Source organism: Kitasatospora sp. NPDC034533 (assembly GCF_055575155.1).
The window spans coordinates 1-3247 of the sequence record NZ_JBVITE010000147.1; the positions used below are offsets into that span (position 1 = coordinate 1).

Annotated in this window: 1 protein-coding gene; it reads right to left on the reverse strand. The window is 71.6% G+C overall.

Going from position 1 to position 3247, the window contains the following annotated elements; genetic code table 11:
- A partial coding sequence (locus ACZ55U_RS38920; protein ID WP_465534350.1) for an amino acid adenylation domain-containing protein occupies positions 1-3217 on the reverse strand: 3217 nt, incomplete at its 3' end.
- Between the last annotated feature and the right edge of the window lie 30 nt (positions 3218-3247).

Below are 3247 nucleotides of genomic sequence, written 5' to 3' on the forward strand. Positions count from 1 at the left end.
TCCACCGAACCCGGTCCCCGGTCCGGTACATCCGCGCACCCGCCGCCTCGAACGGGCTCGCCACGAAACGCTCCGCCGACAGACCCGGACGGCCCGCGTACCCGCGCGCCAGCTGCTCGCCCGCAACGTACAGCTCGCCGTACACGCCGACCGGAACCGGGCGCAGCCCGGCGTCGAGCACGTAGGTGCGACTGTTCCAGACCGGACGCCCAATGGGCACGGTGGTCACATCGGCGGTGGCGTCGAACGCGTGGGTGGCGATCTGCACGGTGGTCTCGGTCGGCCCGTAGAGGTTGTGCAGGTCCACCGACCAAGAGGCAGCGGTCTGTGCCGCCAGAGCGGGAGTGATGGGCTCACCGCCGACGAAGACCCGCCGCAGCGGCAGAGCGCTGCCGTCTCCGGCCGTCCCCACCGCCAGGGCGAGCAGGGACGGCACGAACTGGGCGATCGTGACCCGGTGCCGGCGGATGTACTCGACGAGCTGCGCGGGCTCCCTGGTGGCCGTCACCGGTGCCAGGCAGACCGTGGCGCCGGTCGTCAGCGGCAGCCAGATCTCCCAGACCGAGGCGTCGAAGCTCAGCGCGGTACGGGCCAGGACGCGGTCGCGCCCGTCGAGGGCGAACGTGTCTGCCATCCAGCGCATGTGGTTGGCGACGGCGCCCTGCTCGACCAGGACTCCCTTGGGAGTGCCGGTGGACCCCGAGGTGTACATCAGGTAGGCGGGGTTCTGCGGCAGCAGGCTGCCGTTGCGCTCGCCCGCCGGCACAGCGATGTCGTCCAGTCCGGCCAACTCCGCCAGCAGCGACGGCTCGTCGACCACCACGACCGCCGGCAGCGACGCCGGCAGCAGCTGCCGGGAGGCAGCCGCCGTCACGACGCACACCGCGTTGGCGTCGGCGAGCATGAAGGCGATCCGCTCGGCCGGGTACGCCACATCCACCGGCAGGTAGGCACCGCCGGCCTTCCACACCGCCAGCAGCGCCACCAGCAGATCGGCACCGCGCTCCATGCAGACCGCGACCACCGACTCCGCACCGACACCCCGGCCCACCAGCAGCCGCGCCAGCCGGTTCGCCCGCGCGTCCAACTCGCGATAGGTCAGCTCGACGCCCTCGGCCACCAGCGCCAGCGCGTCCGGCGAAGCAGTCACCTGCGCCTCGAACAGCTCCAGCACCGTACCCGCCGGCACCTCGGCGTCGGTGTCGTTCCACTCCACCAGCAGCCGACGGCGCTCGGCCTCGTCCAGCACCTCCACCGCGCTCAGCGGCAGCCGCGGATCAGTGGCCACCGCCGCCAGCACCCGCAGCCAACGGCCGACCAGCCGCTCCACCGACACCGCGTCGAACAGGTCAGCCGCCGCCGTCACACCACCACGCAGACCAGCTGGCCGACCCTCGGCATCGAAGACCTCGGCCACGCTCACATCGAGGTCAAACTTCGCGACCGCGGCACCCGCAGAGACCCCGCCGGCCTGCACGCCCGGCAGGTCCGCGGTCGTCCGCGCGTTGTTCTGGACCGTCAGCAGCACCTGGAAGAGCGGGGTGCGAGCCAGCGAGCGCTCCGGGGCCAGCACCTCGACCAGCCGCTCGAACGGCACGTCCTGGTTGGCGAACGCCCCCAGACCCGCCTCGCGCACCCGGGAGAGCACCTGCGTGAAGCTCGGGTCACCGGACAGGTCGGTACGCATCACCAGCGTGTTGACGAAGAACCCGACCAGATCGTCCAGCGCCTCGTCCGTCCGGCCGGCCACCGCCGCGCCGATCGGAATGTCCGTACCGGCACCTAGCCGCGAGAACAGCACCGCCAGCGCGGCCTGCAGCAGCATGAACATGGTGACGCCCTCGGCTCGCGCCAACTCGGCGAGATAGGCGTGCAGTTCGGGTGACACGTCCAGCGGCACCCGGTGACCGCGGTGGCTCGCCACCGCCGGACGCGGATGGTCGAACGGCAGCTCCAGCTCCTCCGGAGTACCAGCCAACGCCTCGCGCCAGTAGGCCACCTGGCGGGACAGCAGGCTCTCCGGATCCTCATCAGAACCCAGCAGCTCACGCTGCCACAGCGCGTAGTCCGCGTACTGCACCGGCAGTTCGGACCACTCCGGCGCGCGCCGCTTCGAACGTGCCGCGTACGCCGTCGAGATGTCCCGGGCCAGCGGGCCCATCGACCAGCCGTCGGCGGCGATGTGGTGAATCACCAGCACCAGCACGTGCTCGTCCGAGCCGGCCGAGAACAGCGTCGCCCGGAACGGGATGTCCGCCGACGACAGGTCGAAGACATACCCGGTCGCCTCGGCCACCGCGTCCTGCAGCTGCTCCGGGGCGACCTCGACCAGCCGCAGCTCCCAGTCGAGCTCGTCCAGGCCCACGACCTGCTGGTACGGCTGGCCGTCGGCCACCGCGACCACCGTACGCAGCACCTCGTGGCGGCCGAGCACGTCGCGCAGCGCCGCACCCAGCGCGACCCGGTCCACCTCGCCCGCCAGGCTCAGGGCGACGGGGATGTTGTAGGTGGTGCTTGGTCCGTCCAACTTCCCGATGAACCAGAGGCGCTGCTGAGCGAAGGAGAGCGGGATCCGCTCGGGGCGCTCCCCGGCGACCAGGGCGGTCCGGGCCTGCTCGGCCCCGCCCAGGCGGGCGGCGAGAGCAGCCACGGTGGGTGCCTCGAACAGCGCCCGCAGCGATACCTCCGCACCCAGCACCGCACGGATCCGGCTGATCAGGCGCACCGCCAGCAGCGAGTGGCCGCCCAGGGCGAAGAAGTCGTCGTCGACGCCGACGCTCTCCAGGCCCAGCACCTCGGCGAAGGCCTCGCACAGCGCCTTCTCCTCGACGGTGACCGGCTCGCGGCCGGCGCCCGCCGCGTACTCCGGGGCGGGGAGCGCGCGGCGGTCGATCTTGCCGTTGATGGTCACCGGCAGCCCGTCCAGCACCATGACCGCCGACGGCACCATGTACTCCGGCAGCCGCGCACCGACGAACTTCTTTATCGCAGCGGACAGTTCGGCGTGATCCGCCTCTTCGTCGTCGGCGACGACGTACGCCACCAGACGCACCTCACCGGGGACGTCCTCACGGGCGATCACCACCGCCTGGGCGACCCGCGGGTGCCCGGCGATCACCGTCTGGACCTCGCCCGGCTCGATTCGGAAACCTCGGATCTTCACCTGGTCGTCCACACGACCGGCGAACACCAACTGCCCGTCCTGGGTCCACTTCACCCGGTCACCCGTGCGGTACAACCGCTCACC